The 20181-nt window shown below is 47.6% G+C and carries 15 protein-coding genes; 4 read left to right on the forward strand and 11 right to left on the reverse strand.

The window, feature by feature from the left end:
• Positions 1 to 16: 16 nt before the first annotated feature.
• Together ACFQZE_RS17665 and tuaD are read right to left on the reverse strand one after the other, a co-directional pair.
• Positions 17 to 1018, reverse strand: a complete 1002-nt coding sequence (locus ACFQZE_RS17665; protein WP_379359398.1) for an NAD-dependent epimerase — start codon at positions 1016 to 1018, stop codon at positions 17 to 19.
• 41 nt (positions 1019 to 1059) lie between these two features.
• A complete protein-coding gene (tuaD, locus tag ACFQZE_RS17670) occupies positions 1060 to 2397 on the reverse strand; it encodes a UDP-glucose 6-dehydrogenase TuaD (protein WP_379359400.1) in 1338 nt (445 codons plus the stop codon).
• Positions 2398 to 2728: 331 nt separating this feature from the next.
• On the opposite strand from tuaD, the gene ACFQZE_RS17675 reads away from it, so the two are divergent.
• The 3 genes from ACFQZE_RS17675 to ACFQZE_RS17685 all read left to right on the forward strand — a co-directional run bounded on the left by ACFQZE_RS17675 (position 2729) and on the right by ACFQZE_RS17685 (position 6601).
• Positions 2729 to 4972 (forward strand): O-antigen ligase family protein, encoded by a 2244-nt coding sequence (locus tag ACFQZE_RS17675; RefSeq protein WP_379359402.1) that lies wholly within the window; start codon positions 2729 to 2731, stop codon positions 4970 to 4972.
• 88 nt (positions 4973 to 5060) lie between these two features.
• Positions 5061 to 6095, forward strand: a complete 1035-nt coding sequence (locus ACFQZE_RS17680) for a peptidoglycan DD-metalloendopeptidase family protein (protein ID WP_379359404.1) — start codon at positions 5061 to 5063, stop codon at positions 6093 to 6095.
• A gap of 47 nt (positions 6096 to 6142) precedes the next feature.
• Positions 6143 to 6601 (forward strand): bactofilin family protein, encoded by a 459-nt coding sequence (locus tag ACFQZE_RS17685; RefSeq protein ID WP_379359406.1) that lies wholly within the window; start codon positions 6143 to 6145, stop codon positions 6599 to 6601.
• Positions 6602 to 6716: 115 nt separating this feature from the next.
• Here the strand turns inward: ACFQZE_RS17685 and ACFQZE_RS17690 are convergent, their stop codons facing one another.
• From ACFQZE_RS17690 to gltB, 8 genes are all read right to left on the reverse strand, one after another.
• Positions 6717 to 7502: an ABC transporter permease gene (locus tag ACFQZE_RS17690; protein ID WP_379359408.1), complete on the reverse strand. Its 786-nt coding sequence runs from the start codon at positions 7500 to 7502 to the stop codon at positions 6717 to 6719.
• A complete protein-coding gene (locus ACFQZE_RS17695) occupies positions 7495 to 8415 on the reverse strand; it encodes an ABC transporter ATP-binding protein (RefSeq protein ID WP_379359410.1) in 921 nt (306 codons plus the stop codon). Before ACFQZE_RS17695 ends, ACFQZE_RS17690 begins: the two co-directional genes overlap by 8 nt.
• A 130-nt stretch (positions 8416 to 8545) precedes the next feature.
• On the reverse strand, positions 8546 to 9400 hold the full coding sequence (locus ACFQZE_RS17700; protein WP_379359412.1) for an ABC transporter permease: 855 nt from the start codon (positions 9398 to 9400) through the stop codon (positions 8546 to 8548).
• A 28-nt stretch (positions 9401 to 9428) separates the two neighbouring features.
• Positions 9429 to 10205, reverse strand: a complete 777-nt coding sequence (locus ACFQZE_RS17705; protein ID WP_379359414.1) for an ABC transporter ATP-binding protein — start codon at positions 10203 to 10205, stop codon at positions 9429 to 9431.
• A 170-nt stretch (positions 10206 to 10375) separates the two neighbouring features.
• Positions 10376 to 11377, reverse strand: coding sequence for an aliphatic sulfonate ABC transporter substrate-binding protein (locus tag ACFQZE_RS17710; RefSeq protein WP_379359416.1), 1002 nt, complete (start codon positions 11375 to 11377; stop codon positions 10376 to 10378).
• Between the two features lie 69 nt (positions 11378 to 11446).
• Positions 11447 to 12358 carry a TauD/TfdA dioxygenase family protein gene (locus tag ACFQZE_RS17715; protein ID WP_379360099.1) on the reverse strand — a complete coding sequence of 304 codons (912 nt, stop codon included), beginning with the start codon at positions 12356 to 12358 and terminating at the stop codon, positions 11447 to 11449.
• 235 nt (positions 12359 to 12593) lie between these two features.
• A complete protein-coding gene (locus tag ACFQZE_RS17720; RefSeq protein ID WP_379359418.1) occupies positions 12594 to 13217 on the reverse strand; it encodes a TetR/AcrR family transcriptional regulator in 624 nt (207 codons plus the stop codon).
• Between the two features lie 188 nt (positions 13218 to 13405).
• Entirely contained in the window at positions 13406 to 18010 is a 4605-nt protein-coding gene (gene gltB, locus ACFQZE_RS17725; RefSeq protein ID WP_379359420.1) for a glutamate synthase large subunit, read from the reverse strand.
• A 330-nt stretch (positions 18011 to 18340) separates the two neighbouring features.
• On the opposite strand from gltB, the gene ACFQZE_RS17730 reads away from it, so the two are divergent.
• On the forward strand, positions 18341 to 19690 hold the full coding sequence (locus ACFQZE_RS17730) for a stalk domain-containing protein (protein WP_379359422.1): 1350 nt from the start codon (positions 18341 to 18343) through the stop codon (positions 19688 to 19690).
• Between the two features lie 19 nt (positions 19691 to 19709).
• Here the strand turns inward: ACFQZE_RS17730 and kapB are convergent, their stop codons facing one another.
• Positions 19710 to 20105, reverse strand: a complete 396-nt coding sequence (kapB, locus tag ACFQZE_RS17735; protein ID WP_379359424.1) for a sporulation phosphorelay system protein KapB — start codon at positions 20103 to 20105, stop codon at positions 19710 to 19712.
• Positions 20106 to 20181: the final 76 nt, after the last annotated feature.

Raw genomic sequence — 20181 nt, forward strand, 5'->3', positions numbered from 1 at the left:
CTCTAATCACCAACTTTCAGTAATAATTTTTATACCACTCAACAAATTGACGTAATCCATCTTCAATAGAAGTTAAAGGCTTAAAACCTATTTCGGATTGAATGCGTTCTATATCGGCATAGGTTTCTTTCACATCACCGGCTTGCATCGGACAAAACTCGATTATAGCCTTGGATCCGATATGTTTTTCTAACGTTCTAATAAAATCCAATAACATTACTGGCTTGTTATTGCCAATATTATAAATTTTATATGGAGCATAACTGCTTGATGGATCAGGATTCAGCCTATCCCACTCCTCATTTGGCTTTGGCGGAACGTCTAATAATTGTCTAACAGCATTTATAATATCGTCTATATATGTAAAATCTCTTTTCATCTCACCGTTATTAAACACTTGAATAGGTTCTTTTTGAATAATTTTTTTAGTAAATGAAAAATAGGCCATATCAGGTCTGCCCCATGGACCATATACGGTAAAGAAGCGAAGCCCTGTTGTTGGCAATTGAAACAAATGACTATAAGAATGAGCCATAAGCTCATTACTTTTTTTAGTAGCAGCGTATAAGCTTACGGGATGGTCTACTCCATCACTTTCTGAAAATGGCGTTTTAATATTGGATCCATATACAGAACTTGATGATGCATACAAAAGATGTTGTATTTTATACTGTCTGCAACATTCAAGTACATTAATAAATCCACTCACATTAGACTCAATATACGCTTTTGGATTTTGCAGACTATATCTCACCCCCGCTTGTGCGGCGAGATGCAGTACTCTCTGTATTGAATGTTGGTTGAAAATGCGATTTAAAAGCAGAGCATCAATCAAATCTCCATTATAAAAAGTAAAATTTTCATATTTACGTAAAACCGATAAGCGATCCGTTTTTAGTTTTGGATCATAATAATCGTTTAGATTATCTAATCCTACAACATTAACTCCTTCACTCAGTAAACGCAAAGCTGCATGAAAACCAATAAAACCAGCTGCTCCTGTAACTAAAACATTCAATAGAGACACTCCCACTCGTCCTTGAACTATTATGTAGTCTGTTAATTATTTGCTGCCTTTGCCCTGATAGAACCTATATGAGGTCTTCCAATTGAATGGTAGATAAATCCATTTTCCTTCATCGTATTCATGTCCATGCAATTGCGTCCATCCACAATAACCGGCAAGCGGAGCTTTTCCCGCAGTTTTTTCGGATCAAGAGTAACGATCTCATCCCATTCTGTAAGTATTACGCAGGCATCGCAATCTATTACTGTATCGTATAAATCGTGATGAATTTCTGCTTTGTTCTGTATCAGGTTAACCGCATGGCCCGTTGCAATTGGATCATAAGCTGTAATGATGGCTTGATGTTTATGCAATTCATTAATAATGTCAATTGATGGTGCAAACCTCAAATCATCCGTATTCGGTTTAAACGCTAAACCAAGAATTCCGATTTTTTTGCCAGCCAGTACGCCTAGTATAGAAACTAACTTATCAATTACAGTTAGTCTCTGCTTATTATTAGTTTTAATGACGCTCTTCATGAGTTCAAATTCGTAACCTTCTTTTTCGGCAATATGCACCAAAGCATGAGTATCTTTTGGAAAGCATGAGCCACCATAACCTATTCCCGCTTGCAAAAATCGACTGCCAATTCTACTATCCATCCCCATTCCCTTAGCAACTTCATTTATATCAGAGCCTACTTTTTCGCATATGTTCGCAATTGCATTTATGTATGAAATTTTTGTTGCCAAAAAACCATTGGATGCGTACTTTATCATTTCGGCACTTCTTGTATCCGTCAGCATTACATTTGTATTGAAAGGATTATGAAGCTTCTTAATTTCGTGTGCGGCATACTGGCTGTCCGAACCGATAATCGCGCGCTCCATATTCATACAATCTTCAATAGCCGAACCTTCCCTTAAAAACTCAGGATTAGCTACAACATCGAAGTTTATATTTTTATCCTTCAAATTTTTATTTATGATCTCTTTGACCATTTCCCCGGTTCCTACAGGAACTGTGCTCTTATTTACAATTATGGTGTACTTTTCTAAATTTTCGCCAATCGTTTTCGCTGCGGCTTCTATATATGTTAAGTCTGCTTTTCCGTCGGCCCCCATTGGGGTGCCTACTGCGATATAAATAATATCGCTGGATTTTATTGCATCCGGTATATTTGAAGTGAAAGTCAGTCTATTAACACTTGTATTTTTCTTTATCAATTCCGACAGGCCAGGTTCATAAAATGGGACGCGGCCTTGGCGCAGTCCTTTTATTCTCTCTTCATCTATATCACAACAAATAACTGAATTCCCAATTTCAGAGAAACACGTGCCAGATACAAGCCCCACATACCCTGAACCAATAACTGTAATAAACCTCATTGATGACCTCCATGTTGAAAAAATCTGCCGCGCTTATCGATCGTATATTTTGATAAATCTTGTCGAATTTTAATTCAGTTAAAGTATTTATTTGTAGAATATTCCCTTACATTCTAACAAACTAATGTATAGTTGAATACCTGCTTTCAACTTCCAAATGCTTGATATCGACTCAAGCGATACCTCCGATTCTCTATCAACCCCCTTTTTTCATAGATACGTGAATCCTGTACTGCCTTTCCTAATAGTATTCCTCCTTCCCTTTTGTTAAAATGGAAAAGCAACTCTTCCAATTATACGACAGAAACTACATAGATAGGGGAACAAAAAAATGGCTGCAAAACAAAGAGCTACAAATAAAAACATAAAGGGTGATTCTGACATACCGCTCCTGTCATGGATAGGAGCTATCGGCATTGCCTTGTTTTTATTCATTTTTCCGTACGACAGGGCCATGTTTAACGGCTACGAGGTCGGATTTGAACGCACCATTAACAAAGGTGCCATCTTTGCCTTCTTGCTTTTGCTCGCTCCAGCGATTTATCTTATTCGCAAGTGGCGCTTTAATAATCATATAAATATTTTGTCGATTGTTGTCTTAATCATTCCCTTTATTTATTGGCTCGCTTCATTTGGAGCGGTCTCGGCTTACTATTCAAAATTTATGGTCATTGTGTACGCCTTGCTCGCCGCCCTGTTTATTGTCGGGGTATACGCTGCTCGAGCACAAAGGACAAGAATAGTAATAGAAGCCAGTTTTATGATTTCCGGCGGCATTATTGTACTATTTGGCCTATTAAATCTGTTTGGGCAAATCTATTACCGTGATGCATTATGGCTAGCCCATGACGGTTATCGACTAACCTCCGTCTTTCAATACTCCAATACGTACGCCGGATATTTGATCGCATTGTTTCTGGCTGGCGTTTTTTATGCTGTACATAGCTCTAAATTGAAAATCAGACTTATCTACGCCGCTATGTTAGTCCCTGTTTGGATATCGTTTATGATGACATTCTCTCGCGGCGCAATAGTGGTGATCCCCTTTGTCGTCATTGCTGTCTTACCGTTCCTTCGCTTATCGAAGCAGATTGCTTTCATCATATTTGCCGGCGGGTCCGTAATCGTTTCAATGGCTATACTTGGGAAAATCTCTTCAAATGCAAAAGAAATAGCAACACTTGTACAACCAACCGAGGTGAAAACGTCTACTCCAATCTCCATGTTTAGCGCGCTTCCGATTCAAAGCTGGGGATTGCTATTATTAGCTATGGCATTAATGTCAGCTTTCGTATGGTTCTATCATGCGAAGCTAGACTCGTGGATCGATGGAAAGCTGCAAAAGTTGAACAGCCGAAAATGGTCATTTATATTCATCCCTGCAACTGTCATCCTCTTTGGCGGATTGGTCGGGGGATTGCTTATTGGCAGTTCGGCTGTTCGCAGCATGCTTCCTCAGCAATTGGCCGATCGTATTGCCAACATCAACTTCCAGCAGCACAGCGTTCTGGAACGGTTAACCTTTTATAAGGACGGTTTAAACGTAGCTAAAGATTATCCTCTTCTTGGCGTTGGCGGAGGCGGATGGCAAGCGATTTACGAACAGTATCAAAACAACCCCTACGAAAGCCGCCAAGCCCATAGCTTTTATATCCAGGTGCTAGTGGAAGTCGGATGGGGCGGTCTGTTAGCGTTACTCGCAATTATCGCTTATGTCTATTTTCTTTATATTCGATCCCATATTCGTTATCCAGATAGGAGAGGCAGCCATTTCGTCTTCTTTATTTTCTCACTGACTTTGCTGGCTCATAGCGCCATTGACTTCGATATGAGCTACATCTATTTAGCTGCTTTACTATTTATCTCCTTAGGTGCGATGGTGGCGCCATTTAGCGACAAGCTGAACATTGATCGATTGGAGAAGTCATTCAGCAAGCCGTGGCAAGGAAAAGTTTATCCAGCATTGCTAGTTTCCATATCCTGCTTTTTCTTATTCTCTGTCATTCAAAACAATCGGGCAGTGACCAGCTTTTATGGAGCGATCAATATGGCCAAAGAACAAGCGCCTTTTCAGCAAATTATTAGCCAGTTGGATAAGGCTATCGTTCTTTCACCTGACCAAACCGCCTTTGCAGCTACTAAAGTCAATTGGCTGCTTCAATCGTATGAACAAACTAAGGATGCAAGCAGTTTGACATTAGCTCTTGAAACGATTGAAGATGCTGAAACTAGAGATCCATACAACCGTTCCTTATATGTAAATAAAATAAAAATCTTAAAAATGGATAATCAGGTGGAGAAACTTCTCCCCGTTGTTGAGAGCGCTCTTACTAGGTTTCCATGGGATATAACCTTCTACGAGCAAGCTATGTTGACCTATCATGATGCCCGAACGATTGCAATTTCAACAAAAGACTCCGATAAAGAGGCTCAGTATGAAAAACGAATTATTGAAATTTCATCCGAGGTTCAAAGAAGAATTGACCTGTTGAAGACGCTCCCGCCAGAACAAGCTCAAGGCCGGGATTTTGCATATACCGAATCCATGAATACGGTTTTGGCTTCGCTTCCCTAAACTTTTCAGGCATGTTTTCTAGCTTTTCCGAATAAATAGTCATAGAACGTTCTGCATGACTATAACGCCGGCCGGAAGGAGAAAAACAGTGAAACGAGCGCGGAAGCCAGCTTGGTCATTTGTAGTGATGCGAGGCGCCGACAAGACCGTGAAGCAATTCTCCGTATCCAAACGATCAGTCGTAGCTGCGCCTGTTGCCGCCATAGTGGCGATTTCAGGCACAGTTGCGGGCTTGCAGCTAAAAGCGGCCTACGAACTGAAGCAGTTGGAGGATGAGTTGTCCTCCCAGTCCGCACAATTCACGCAAACGATCACCGGAATGGATGGGGTCATCGCCGGTAAGGACGAAGCCATCGTCTCCTTGCAGCAACAATTGCTGGAGCTGTCGCGGCAGACAGAAGAAATGAAGCTAAAAATGAAAGAGCTCGGAGAGCTTGAAGGAAAGCTTAAGCAGTTTATTGAAAACTACGGCGGATCAACAAGCGGATTAAGCAATACTGAAGCCAGCGGAAAAACAAGCGGCAGTGTACAAACGTTATCCGCCCGCTCTCAAACTTCCACCCCCCTCCCCTCAATCGGATTTTCCGCCGATATGATGGGAATGGCCTCGCTTGCGCAGCATTCCTCGTTGGATTTGCAGGCGTTAAGCAGCATGGTCGACACATTGGAGCAATCGATGGAGCAAACGCTTCTGAAGGCGCAAAACAAAAGAATAACGGTGGATTCATCGCCGACCCTCTGGCCAACCCGGTCCAAAAAGCTGACTTCGGGCTTCGGCTACCGAAAGGACCCCTTCACCGGCAGAGCGACATTCCATGCGGGCATCGACATTGACGGCGAAATTGGAGACGCGGTTTTTAGTGCGGCGGATGGAACAGTGAGCGATACCGGCTTTGACAGCAGGCAAGGAAACTACGTCATTATCGACCATCGCGGCGGTTTGCAAACCGCCTATATGCATCTAAAGCGCATAGACGCCAAAAACGGCGATAAAGTCGTGCGCGGCGAAAAAATCGGACTTCTCGGCAACAGCGGCAGAAGCACGGGCCCTCACCTGCACTTTCAGATCATGCAGCGAAACGAACCTCTAAACCCTTTAACTTATTTAGCCCAGCGCAGCTAATAGATGAGGCCCTCTATTCCACTTTACGGCTAAGGAGGATCACGTACATGTTTAAGGATAATAAGCGAGCAATCGCTACGGATACTCTTATTGGGCAAGGCACGATTGCGGAAGGCAAAATCATCAGCGAAGCTAATTTGCGAATTGAAGGGGAATATCGGGGAGATATCGAATGCCGGGGGGATGTCATTATCGGCGAATGCGGTGTTGCACGTTCCAACATTACCGCACGCGACGTGACGCTTGCCGGCAAGCTGTATGGCGATATTACGACAAAGGGCAGGCTTGTCATTACGGCCTCCGGCCAGTTGTACGGCAATTTGACAGCCCAATCGCTCATCGTTCAAGACGGTGGATTAATTAATGGAAACAGCCATATGGAGCAACCACCGGAAGCCAAACAAAAACCTCTCTCCAATTCGGATGCAGGCGACGCCGGTGCAAAATCGGATTCGAAAGCCGATTCCCGTGCCGACTCTCGCTCCAAATCCCGTCAGGCGGGATAACGGCTAAGTCGTCAAAACGGAATCATGACCAATCTATGCAAAAAGCCGCCAAGCACTATCTCATGGAGATGTGACTGGCGGCTTTTTTAATATACAGGTTTACCGATTTTTTGAATTAGGTTGCTACATCCCTTTTGGTAAAGATCAACCATGTTACAGCAATAAATATTACGTAGTAAACGCCGAGCACAGCTAGCGAAAACCCGAGCGTATATCCATTTATACTACTTCCCGATACATACTGGATCAGGCTCAAATGCGAAAAGATGAGGTAGTCGACCCACTTCTTTTCGATCAATTGAAGAAGCATCAGCACGTTGTTCATAATAAGCTCCATAAACAAAGCGATACCGATAGCGAGCGCATTGCTTCTGAAAATCGTCGACAGCATAAACGAAATCGTCACCGTAATGATGCTAGACAAAAAATACAACCCATAAAACTTCAATATGTATTCGAAGCCAGGTATAGTTGTTTCATCGCCTAAATGCTTTACAACATTCCAACCGCCGAACAGTATGCCGTTTACGAGCAAAATAGAGGCTAACAAAAACAAGGTCAGCAAAAGCGAAAACAGCAAACATGCAATATATTTAGACAACAAAATTTTGGAGCGGGACCATGGCCGAATAAGCAGCAGCTTGATCGTTCCTGTCGAAAACTCCTCAGCGACTGTTCCTGCCGCCACAATAACCGAAAAAATCGTCACCAGCATAGTAAGAACCAGCGAAGATATATCTGACATTTCCCACATATCCAGAGAGCCTTTATCAGCTACATAATAAGTAGTAATGCTTATGCCGAGCACAAGAACAAAAATAATCCCCAAAAAGATAAACAAACGGGGCAGTCTGTATATTTTCATATTTTCGTTGCGCAGCAATTGCAGAAAATCAACCAATTCCTTCGCCCCCTGTCATTTCGATAAATTGATCCTCGAGCGTCTTCACCGCTGCCCGGATTCCGAACACTTTTATTCCCGCACCGACTAACAATGCATTAACGGCCGCGGCCCGTTCCCGGTCGCCTTCGATCACAATTCCCCCGCCGTCCAGCTCAGCTGGAATTCCAGCAGACGTTAGCGCCTCTATCGCCCCTTCGGGACGATCCACTTCCAACAAATAGCGAGCAATGACGCTGGATGTGTCCTGATTGGATTGTATCGTTCTTACGTCAATGACTTTTCCATTTTGAATAATCGCTACGCGGTCGCACATGAGCTCCATCTCGGCCAAAAGATGGCTGGATACAAAGACGGTTACGCCTTCATTTTTCGCCAAATCGCGCAAATAAGTCCGAAGCTCTCGAATGCCCGCCGGATCGAGACCATTTGTCGGTTCATCCAAAATAAGCAGCTTCGGCTTATGCAAAATGGCTTGAGCAACGCCTAGACGCTGCCTCATGCCCAAAGAATACGTTTTAACTTTGTCGTGAATGCGGTTTTCTAAACCGACAAGCGCCACCACTTCTTTTACACGGTGGGCCGTTATGCCGGGAATCATTCTGGCAAAATGAATCAAGTTTTGATACCCTGTCATGTATTTATACATTTCCGGATTTTCAACAATAGCTCCTACGTTGCGGATCGCCTTTTCAAATTCATTTCTAATACTATGCCCGTCAATAATAACATCGCCTGAAGTGATCGACATCAAACCTACCATCATTCTTATTGTAGTCGTTTTGCCGGCTCCGTTCGGTCCCAAAAATCCGAATACTTGCCCCTTAGGCAAATCAAGCGTCAATCCGTCGATGATCGTGCGGCTGCCGATTCTTTTCGTTACGTCTTGCAAACGAACGATGACTTGCTCCATTTATGTATACCCCCTCTTTTTGACCTCACTCTGCATGTTAGCTTTATAGGGCTAACCTCTCTATTATATATGAGTAAGGAAACAAATGGTAGCGAACTATTCGACAAACCTGTTCATTATAATACAAAACCTATCCTTTATAACTGTCCTGCCACTTTAAAAGCCTTCTCTCGAGCAGCCTGACAAGCGAGTCCGTTAGTTTGCCGACTGCGGCAAAAATGATAATTCCAATAAAAACAACTTCCGTGCGCATAAATGTCCTTGCGTCTTGAATCAGGTAGCCTACTCCTCGATCGGCACCCATTAATTCAGCCACCACAAGCACAAGCCATGCGACGCTAATAGAAAGCCGCAGCCCAAGCAGCACATTCGGCATAGCCGCAGGGAGCACTAGCCTAATCAACTGCTTCGTACGGGTAAATTCCAATACTCGCGCAATGTCGAACAGCTTCGCGTCAACGTTGCGAACGCCAAGAAAGGTGTTGACGTACATCGGGAAAAAGGAGCCTAGCGCAATTAACAGCACTTTGGACAGCTCTCCAAAGCCGAACCATAAAATGAAGAGCGGAGTAATCGCCAGCAATGGCACCGTTCGAATCATTTGTACAGCAGGATCAACCGTCTCCTCCACCCGCTTGAACATCCCTACGGCGGCGCCCGTTAGCAGACCTAAGCTCCCCCCAATCAAAAAGCCGACGATTGCGCGCTTCACACTAATTTCCAAATGCGGATACAGCTCGCCGGTTTCCACGATGCGGTAAAACTCGGCAGCGATAGTCGTCGGCGCAGGAAACAAAGCGGCGTTCATTACGCCCGTTCCGCTTAAATATTGCCATATGAGAATAACAAAAACGGGGAGCAAACTCCCCATTATAAGACGGCGTCCTACAAATTGGCGCGGGCCCGAATGGGATCGGAGAATTCGCTTATTTTGTTTTTGACCAAATGGCAAAGCTTGCAGCCTATCACTCTTTACTGCTTTCATAAACATCTTCCTCTCCATCTAACCTCGGTTAAATCTCCCAATTTTCCTTATCTTGCGGCGCTTCATCTTGAAGCGCTCTGAGCAGCAGCGATCTAAATTGCTGAAACGCAGCTCCTGCCCGATTTCTCGGATAAGGAAGATCGATCGGAACGGTCGCTTTAATTCCGCCCTTCCCGGCTTCGAGCACAATGACCCGGTTCGCAAGAAATATCGCCTCGTCAATATCATGAGTGACAAACAGCATCGTCGTCCGATTGTTCTGCCAAATATCAAGCAAAGCATCCTGCATATGGCTTCTTGTAAAAGCGTCCAGCGCGCCAAACGGCTCATCCAGCAGCAATACTTTGGGACTCCGCATCAGCGCCCGCGCAATGGCGACCCTTTGCGACATCCCTCCCGATAATTGCTTCGGATAAGCTTTCTCGAACCCTGTCAGCTTTACGAGCCTGATCAGTTCATCTACCGTTCGGCGAACCTCCGGGTCGCGCAGCGACAGATTTGCCGCGATGTTTTTTTCAACTGTCAGCCATGGAAACAAGCGATGCTCCTGAAAAATAAACCCTTTATTTTGCGAAGGCTTCACAACACGCTTTCCCTCGATGAGCACCTCGCCCTCTATTTCGGCATCCAGTCCCGCCACAATTTTAAGCAGCGTGCTTTTGCCGCAGCCGCTTGGTCCGATAATGGAGACGATTTCCCCTTGGCTCACCGATAGCCTGAGTCCTTCCAGCACATGAGTCGAACCGTTTTCCGCATGAAAGGTTTTGCTAACATTGATAATTTCCAGCAATTCCGCACTCTGCACTCTAACAACCTCCCGCTTAATTCAAATAGACCGGAATGCGCGAGAAGAGCGGCATCGCCGCTCCTCTCGCGCATCCTCGTTTCTGCTGCTCGTTCGTTCTCGGAACCTCTTTGCAGAAGCCGCTTACGTGTTCCCGTCGCTCTCGCTTCCGTCGTCACTGCGTACGCCGCCTAATCAGCCAGCCCATTTACAAATGAATTGTCCACGTAGTCGGCGTAAGCAATCTCCTTTTTCAAAAATCCCGTTTTCACCAAAATGTCGGCAGAAGCCTGTTGAGTAGAGATTTCCGCTTCAGAAATAGGAGACAGCTCCGGATGCTGTTCGCTGAGCACCGTTTTCATAATCGGAACGGGAATCTTTTTGCTTTCGGCGAGCAAAGCGGCAGACTCATCGAGATGTTCCGCTTGCCAAGCTAAAGCTTTCTTATATACGTCCAGAAACGCTGTGACGAGCTCAGGATGTTTTTCCGCAAAGGTGGAGTGTGCAATTAAAGTAACCGGAGCCAATATATTCGCCTCCCCATCGCTGAGTACAACGGCTTTGTTCTCAAGCGTCAATTGTGTAATGAAAGGATCTACGGTCACCCAACCGTCGACTTGCCCCGACAAAAAGGCTGGCAGCCCATCCGTGTACTGCAAATTGACAATGGCCACGTCGCTTTCGGCCAATTCGTTTTTCTCCAGCAGCTTAATCAGGTATACATGTGAGGTCGTTCCTTTTGCTACAGCGATTTGCTTCCCTTTTAAGTCGGCAACACTTTGAATCGACGAGTCTATCGGCAAAAGAATGCTGTTTAAATTCACTCCTTTGCTAATTAAACCTATATTGACGAAGGGAAGTCCTGCAGACTGTCCTTGCAAAGCGGCGCCATCCCCCAGCAAGGAAATATCGACCCGCCCTGCCGCGAGCGACTCCAGAAGCGGAGGGCCGCTTGGAAACTCGCTCCACTCTACATTTGCGCTCAGCTTCTTAAAGCTTTCGGTTAACCAACCTTTATCCTTAATGATTGCGAATAGATTGGTTCCGCCGTTAATCGCAACGTGGACGGTAACCGGCTCGCTTTGCTTCGCCGGAGCGGCACTTTCGCTGCAAGCGGCCAATAAAATGGCGAACATAATGACCATGAATACGGTAAATAAAGTCCGATTTTTTCGTTTTGGGTTATAGTACATCCGAGCCGCCCTCCTTGCCTTGAAGTCAGTCTAAGTCAGTCTTTACCTTGAAATGGGTCAAACAGATGCTTATGCGCTTGCATTCGGCACTTTCAAATAGGTTGTGCTGTTTTTGCCGTCTATGCTTACAGGCACTTCGCCCGCTAGCGTAACGCGCCGTACTACGCGGTGCTGATCGCCATAGTCATTTACCGCAATATGCTGGGTCGCCCGGTTGTCCCAAATGACGACGTCTCCTTCCGCCCAGCGCCAACGTACCGTATTTTCCAAACTGGTCACATGGCTTTGGAAAAGATCGTACAGCCTCGCCGATTCGCTAGACGATACACCCAATATTCGTTTGACAAACGAGCCAAGGACCAGAGATTTCTCTCCCGTTTCGGGATGAACGCGCACAACCGGATGCTCCGTCTCATAAACCGTTGACGCAAACGTTTGCTGATAATGTTTGACTGCCTCCGGAGTAGCCCCCGGCTGCCTTGCGGCATAATCGTAAAGATTCGTATGTACCGCCCATAGCTTATCGGCAAGCTCCTGCAATTCAGGAGGGAGACTGTCATAGGCGGCCGCCGTATTGGCCCAAACGGTATCGCCGCCCGAGGCTGGGATCGTTACAGAGCGTAGAATAGAGGCGCTTGGGTACGCATCGATAAATGTAATATCCGTATGCCACGCATTCGCGCGCCCTCCATGATGGGAGTCCAGTTCCAATATGTACCGGCTTCCCTCTTTCGTTTTTACCGTTGGATGGGCGAACGGCTCGCCAAGCAAATCCGCAAACGCCTCTTGCCCGTTGTCGTCCAAATGGTTCTGATTGCGGAAAAATAACACTTTATGCTTCAAAAGCGCGCTGCGAATGACGCCAATCTCTTCGTCGCTAATCGCCCCCGATAATTGAATTCCTTTTACTTCCGCCCCGACACGACCTCCGATTTGAACAACCTCCAAAGACTTAGCGTCTTGCTCTACCTTTGCACTCATCATTACCCTCTCCTCTTCTATTGAAATTGTAAGATTTACTTAAAATCGCATGCGAATAGTAGGAATTAAAGAATAAAAAAAGATTCTTCCAGCCGCTGCGCGCAAGCTGCCGAAGAATCTCTGGTGGACCAGTTCATCCTTATTCCGTTATCGCATTCACAAACTGACTTTTCAATCAGGTTGTTCCTGTGTTACGATCATAACTGTTACCCCTCTAGCTGTCAACCATTTTTTTCTATTTTAGGAATGATGGCTGCAAAAGCTTAAGCAGCGGCCCAACAACCGTAACTTCCGGCTTGCCAAAGCCGCGAATCGGCCATAACGCCATATTGTGAAACGCCGTAATAAAAATGGTAGCGAGCTCGGTAGAGTCCCATTCGGCGATACATCCTGCCTTCTGCCCTTCCTCAATCACTTCGATAATTAAATCCCGATTGGCAAGCACGTTCCTTTGAATTTGTTCCCGCACCCCCGAAGAAAGCACATCCGTCGCCTGTGCCTGCAAAACGACCCAATAAGTCATATCCGATTTTTCTCTCAGCAAAAACTTATGGATCAGCCACTTCAACTTTTCAATAGCATCTCCCGGCTGGAGCTTCATCTCACGCAATAAAAGAGTGTAACCGCTTTGTCCTTGAAGCACCATCGCGCTAAGCAATTCTTCTTTCGAAGCAAAATAAGTATAAACGCTGCCGTGGCTAACCCCCGCATGAGCCGCTATATCGCTCATTTTGGCTGCAGCGACTCCCCTTAGCGTAAAGATTTCTTTGGCGGCATCCAATATTTGCTGCTGCCTTTCCACGCGCTGGATTCTGTCCCGTTCGGCATTTCTAGCCATATGTCCGCTCCCTTCACGCATTCATGACATCCTCTTATTTTAGCAAAACATGTCAATATACGCTATGAAGCGGCCGGTAGATGAAAGGATTAGATAATGCCGAGAGAGCATGCCTCTCCTAAATGGGTGCCCTGCCTTTATGTGAGGCCGTTAAATGACAAAATCCCGCAACAGGGGATTAATTCCCCCCGTTACGGGATGATTATCAATTATTTGCCGCCAGTGCGCGCGAGTTCGCGCTTGTTCGCTTCGAAAGCTGCAAGCAAAGCGTCTCCGCCTTGCAAACCGCTGTCTTCCGCTTTACGGATTTGCTCCAGCATCCGCTTGTAATCTTTAGGGATGATTTTTACAAATTTCGCAAGCGACGCTTCCCAATCGTTCAAGATGCGCTCACCAACCGCGCTTTCTGTATATTGAACATGGCTTTCAATCATGCCGCGAAGCTCCCCGATATCAGACTCCTCTTCCACACGCTCCAGAAGAATCATTTCCAAATTCGTATGGTTGTAGAATTCGCCCTTATCGTCATAAACGTAAGCGACGCCGCCCGACATGCCCGCACCGAAGTTGCGGCCCGTCGAACCGAGAATGACAACGCGTCCGCCCGTCATATATTCGCAGCCGTGATCGCCCACGCCCTCAACGACAACGCTCGCGCCGCTGTTCCGCACCGCAAACCGCTCGCCCGCGATGCCGCGGATATACGCCTGACCGCCAGTTGCGCCATACAGGGCCGTGTTGCCGGTAATGATGTTTTCCTCAGCTGCAAAAGTCGCTTTAGGCGACGGAGCAACAATGATCTTGCCGCCGGATAAGCCTTTGCCGAAGTAGTCGTTGGAATCGCCTTCGATGGACAAGGTAATTCCTTTTGGCACGAATGCGCCAAAGCTTTGTCCCGCCGTACCAACGAAGTGATACCAAATCGTATCCTCCGGCAATCCTTTTGCCCCGTATCGGCTTGTCACCTCATAGCCAAGAATGGTGCCGACTACGCGGTTTGTATTCAAGATCGGGAACGAGCCGCGAACGCTCTCGCCCTTCTCAAGCGCAGGCTGCGCAAGAGGAACGAGCTGCTGCATGTCAATCGAAAGCTCCAGCCCATGGTTTTGCTGCTGGACTTTGTAGCGTTTAGCGCCCTCTTCCACATCCGCTTCGTACAAGAGGCTGGAAAGATCAAGTCCTTTAGCTTTGTAATGATCCTTAAGCTGCTTCATTTCCAGACGATCGACGCGTCCTACCATCTCCTCGATCGTACGGAAGCCAAGCTCTGCCATAATTTCGCGCATTTCCTCCGCAATAAAGCGCAGGTAGTTCACGACATGGGACGGATCGCCCATAAATTTGCTGCGAAGCTCTGGATTTTGCGTCGCAACGCCAACCGGACAAGTATCCAATTGACATACGCGCATCATGATACAGCCAAGCACGATAAGCGGAGCCGTCGAGAAGCCGTATTCTTCCGCGCCGAGCAGTGCCGCAATAGCGACGTCGCGGCCGTTCATCATTTTACCGTCGGTTTCGAGAGTAACCCGGTCGCGCAAATTGTTCAGCATCAGCGTTTGATGCGTCTCTGCAAGTCCAAGCTCCCACGGAAGTCCCGCATGACGGATCGAGCCCATCGGGGATGCGCCCGTGCCGCCGTCGTAACCGCTGACCATAATAATGTCCGCGCGTCCTTTTGCAACGCCTGCCGCAATTGTGCCTACGCCTACCTCGGACACAAGCTTGACGTTGATGCTTGCGCGAGGGTTGGCATTTTTCAAGTCATGAATAAGTTCAGCCAAATCTTCAATCGAATAAATATCATGATGCGGTGGAGGCGAAATGAGACCTACGCCAGGCGTCGATCCGCGCACTTCCGCAACCCAAGGGTATACTTTCAGGCCAGGCAGCTGTCCGCCTTCGCCCGGTTTTGCGCCTTGCGCCATTTTGATTTGAATCTCGTCCGCGTTGACCAAATAATGGCTCGTTACGCCGAAACGTCCCGAAGCGACCTGCTTGATCGCGCTGCGGCGGGAATCGCCGTTGCTGTCCAAAATAAAGCGCGCCGGATCTTCGCCGCCTTCGCCCGTATTGGATCTTCCGCCCAAACGGTTCATCGCAATCGCAAGGCTCTCATGCGCTTCCTTGCTGATGGAGCCGAACGACATCGCACCCGTTTTGAACCGTTTCACGATGGATTCAATCGATTCCACTTCTTCAAGCGGCACGGATACTCCATCTTTTTTGAAATCGATCAAAGAACGAAGCGTAAGATGTTTTTTGTTTTCCCCTTGGATAAGGGACGAAAACTTTTTGTACAGTTTATAGTCATTGGCACGGGATGCCATTTGCAGCGTATGAATCGTTTGCGGCGTATACAGATGGTCTTCGCCGTCTTTGCGCCATTGATAATCGCCGCCGGAGTCCAGTTCCTTCTCGGAGCCCTCTTGCTCGGCAAAAGCACGGTTATGCGCCTTAAGCGCTTCTTCCGCGATTACGTCGAGGCCGATGCCGCCGATGCGGGACTGAGTCCACGTAAAGTATTCGTTGATCACGTCTTCGCGCAAGCCGACCGCTTCGAAAATTTGAGCGCCGCGATAAGACTGGATCGTGGAGATGCCCATTTTGGACAATACTTTTACGACGCCTTTGGTAGCCGCTTTAATAAAGTTTTTGACCGCTTTGTCATGCGTTACGCCTCTGAGCATTCCTTGCTTGATCATGTCGTCAAGCGATTCGAACGCCAGATACGGATTGATAGCATTGACGCCGTAACCGAGAAGCAGAGCAAAGTGATGCACTTCGCGCGGCTCGCCGGATTCCAGCATGATGCCTACTTTCGTACGCGTGCCTTGGCGAATCAAATGGTGATGCAGCGCCGATACAGCCAGCAGCGCCGGAATAGCCGCATTCTCCTTGTCGACGCCGCGGTCGGACAAGATTAGAATGTTGTGGCCTTTCGCAATGACACGGTCCGCCGCCTCGCACATGCCTTTCAGCGCAGAGCGCAAACCTTCTTCCCCTTCGCTTGCCGTGAAGAAAATAGGCAGCGTAATGGACTTGAAGCCTTCGCGGCGAATGTGGCGCAATTTCGCAAATTGCTCGTTGGACAAAATTGGAGTTTCCAGCTTGATATGACGGCAGCTCTCCGGCTCCGGATTCAGCAAGTTGCGCTCCGGTCCGATTGTCGTTGCGGTCGACGTAATGATTTCCTCGCGGATCGCGTCGATCGGCGGGTTCGTTACTTGCGCAAACAGCTGCTTGAAATAGTTGTACAAGCGCTGCGGTCTCTCCGACAATACCGCCAGCGGAGCGTCGTAGCCCATGGAAGCGATCGGTTCCATCCCGCTGCCCGCCATCGGCTCCAGCACTTTGCGAATGTCTTCGAACGTGTAGCCGAAAGCTTGCTGGCGCTGCTGTACCGTATCGTGGCTCGGGTCCGGCAGCTCCTTCGCTTCCGGCAAATCATCGAGGCCGACCAGATGCTCGTCAAGCCAATCGCGGTACGGATGTTCAGCCGCAATCGCCGCTTTTACTTCCTCGTCGGAAATGATCCGGCCTTGCGCCGTATCGACCAGAAGCATCCGACCCGGACGCAGGCGGTCCTTGTACAGGATATCCTCCGGAGGAATAACAACCGTGCCAGCCTCAGAGCCCAAAATAATATGATCGTCTTTGGTTACGTAGTAGCGCGCCGGACGAAGACCGTTACGGTCGAGTGTCGCACCGATTTGCGTACCGTCCGTAAAGCCCATCGCTGCCGGTCCGTCCCATGGCTCCATTAGCGTGCTGTGGTATTCGTAAAACGCCTTGCGCTCATCGCTCATGCTCTCATGGTTTGACCAAGGCTCTGGAACCATCATCATAGCGACATGCGGCAAAGAACGGCCCGACAAATGAAGGAATTCCAGCGTGTTGTCGAACATCGCCGTATCAGAGCCGTCCGGGTTAATAACCGGCTTTATTTTTTCAAGATCGTCTCCAAACAATTCTGTCGCAAACAAAGTTTGGCGCGCATGCATCCAGTTAACGTTGCCGCGCAGCGTATTGATCTCGCCGTTATGGATCAAGTAGTGGAACGGGTGAGCTCTCTCCCAGCTTGGGAACGTGTTCGTACTAAAACGGGAATGCACTAAAGCAATAGCAGAAACAACAGATTCCTGCTGCAGGTCCAAATAAAAGTCATTGACTTGCTCCGTCGTAAGCATTCCTTTGTACACGATCTTTTTCGTAGACAGGCTGGAGAAATAGAACATGTTTCCGCCTTCTTTGCCAGCATAGCGAATAGCCAGTTCAGCGCGCTTGCGGATGACGTACAGCTTGCGCTCAAAAGCAAGCGTATCTTTCAGCTCTCCGTTTTTGCCGATAAACACTTGGCGAACATATGGCTTAACAGCAAGAGCAGATTTGCCCAGTTTGGCATCGTTTGTCGGGACGGTGCGCCATCCGATCAACGACTGTTTCTCCTCCGCAATGATGCTCGCAAGCTCGCGTTCAATCGCGACTCTTGCAGCTTCCTCTTGCGGCATAAAGATCATGCCTACGGCATATTCCCCTTCAGCCGGAAGCTGAATACCCTGTTCTTTCAATTCTGCAGAGAAAAACGCATGTGGGATTTGAAGCAGAATACCCGCTCCGTCCCCGGTGTTCGGCTCGCTGCCTTGACCGCCGCGATGCTCCATATTTTCGAGCAAAGACAACGCCTGACGGATCACCTTATGAGATTTTACTCCTTTAATACTGGCTACAAAGCCCATTCCGCAAGCATCTTTCTCGTTTTGCGGGTCATAAAGTCCTTGCTTAGGCGGCAATCCCAAAATATTTTCTTTCATTGTGCGCAACCTTTCTATCAGAAGATTTTTGGGTAAGCAATGTAGAATTGAAAATAAACCGGCTTGATCACTTAATTGGCTTCATTTTTGGCTAGTATTATCATAGAATGGTAGGGGGCGAGGCACTGCGGCCTGCTCCTTGCCGTTCCTTATGCCATCTACCGTTGCTAAGCGATTATTATATGATTTTAACATTAGGGCAAATCGGAATCAATTTAATATTTTTATAATTGCGATAAGGATTGTTTCGCGGGCGGCAGATCGTGTGCAGAGGAATCGAAAGGACAAGTCTTTCATTTTTATCTATTTTATCAAAAGGATGTGTTGGCATTGTATAGTAATTTAAGGAAAACGCTAGGACGAGCTGCGGCAGCCGCCGTCATCGCCGGCTGTTTGCTGCAAGCCACGAGCGTATCGCTCGTTAAAGCGGAAGCGCCTGCGGCCGGAGCGAGCAGCAGCTATGATATCGTCGTATTGGGAGATTCCATCGCCGCGGGTTATGAGCATGGTTTTACGGAGAAGTCCGTCCCTTACGGCTTCGGCGAGCATGTGTATGAGCAGGCATTGTTTCAAGGCTATCGCGCCGAATACAGCAATTTCGGCATTTTGGGGCTGAAGTCCGAAGGGCTGAGCAAATGGCTCCTGGCTGCGGAAGCCGGTAAAACGGTCACGAAGTCCGATATTCAAGCCAGCCTTGCAGATCCTCGCGCGGAATCGTTTTTTAAGGCAACGGATAAGCTCGGATCAGAAATGAGGGAGGCTGAGCTCGTACTCGTTTCCATCGGCGGCAATGACTTTTTGCAATTGCTGGCCAAAATGAACGCGAATACGGATTTCGCCGCATCTCCCAAAGCTGCACAAGATGAACTTTCCGTTTTTTTCTCTGATCTGATCGCCAACTACGCCAAACAATTGGATTCCACTTTTGCTGCGATTCAGAAGCTTCAGCCTAAAGCCGAAGTCGTCATTGCCAATCAATATTTGCCGGTGCCGTTTCTGACCGTAAACGGACAAATTACATATCTGATTCCGAATTCAACGGCTCAGTTTCTAGTCAACGGGCAGAAGAATCTGCTCGCACAGCTTCAGGATGTCGTGAGCAAATACGCAAAGCAAGGGCTGGACGTCAAAATCGCCGACGCGGCATCCGCCATCGAAAAAAGCATTCTTTCCTATACAAGCATCAATGCAACAGACAGCGAGGGCAAGCCGGATCCTGACTCTCATCCGACGCGTGCAGGCTACGCGCAGCTTGGCGCAGCTTACACGGAGCCGCTTTGGGGCGCTTACAAAAAGGTGCAAGAGCGCAAGCCGAATGTACCGATTTCCGTCGTAGTCGGCGGCAAAGAAATTGTAACCAAGTATGCGCCGACCATTCGCAAAGGGCGCACGTTCATTTCGATTGCGGACATTACCGACGCCATCGGAGCGAAGCGGACTTGGAACGCCAAGACGCAAACGGCTTCTATTCAATTAGACGGACGGACCGTTGACATTACAATCGGCGCCAAGACGATTCGCATCGACGGAAAAACGGTTCCGCTCAATGCGGACCCCGCTTTCTTGAACCAGTTCCCCGGGGAGAAAAAGACCTACATTCCGCTAGCCGCTTTATCCGAAGGGCTTGGTCTTCAAGTCGTTTACCGGGATACGTTAAAAACCGCTTTTATCAACCGATAATCGATAATTAAAGAACCAACTATTGATAATCTTTCTGCAAATGTCTTAACAGCTCCAGTCCTTGGGCCGACCATCTATTCAATCGGTCAAGCGACTCGATCTCCGCTGCTATCGCGGCGCGAAGCGATTCCTTGTAATCCGGCACCTCGCCGACATATCGCTTTACGTCGCGCAGCAGCACATTTGTTTTTTCCGTATAGCTTAAAGCCCGGCGCTCATGGAACATAGCTGCATCCGGATTGTAAGGCTGATGCAAATCACCCTGCTCCGGATGCTTGAGCACCGCAACGACTTTTACAAGCGCACGGGGGCCGTTCAGCTCAAGCAGTTCCGCTGCATATTGACCAGACCGCACCTCAACTTTCACAATATCTCCAGGCTTCAAATCAAAAGACTCTGTGTTCGTATTCATCATGGCTCTAGCCCCTCCGTTATTTTCTTTATGATGGCAATCCGTATATTTGCTTTTACCATTTATGAGAATACTGTAA

The organism is Paenibacillus sp. GCM10027627 (genome assembly GCF_042675505.1).
In the GTDB taxonomy this organism is placed as follows: Bacteria; Bacillota; Bacilli; order Paenibacillales; family Paenibacillaceae; genus Pristimantibacillus.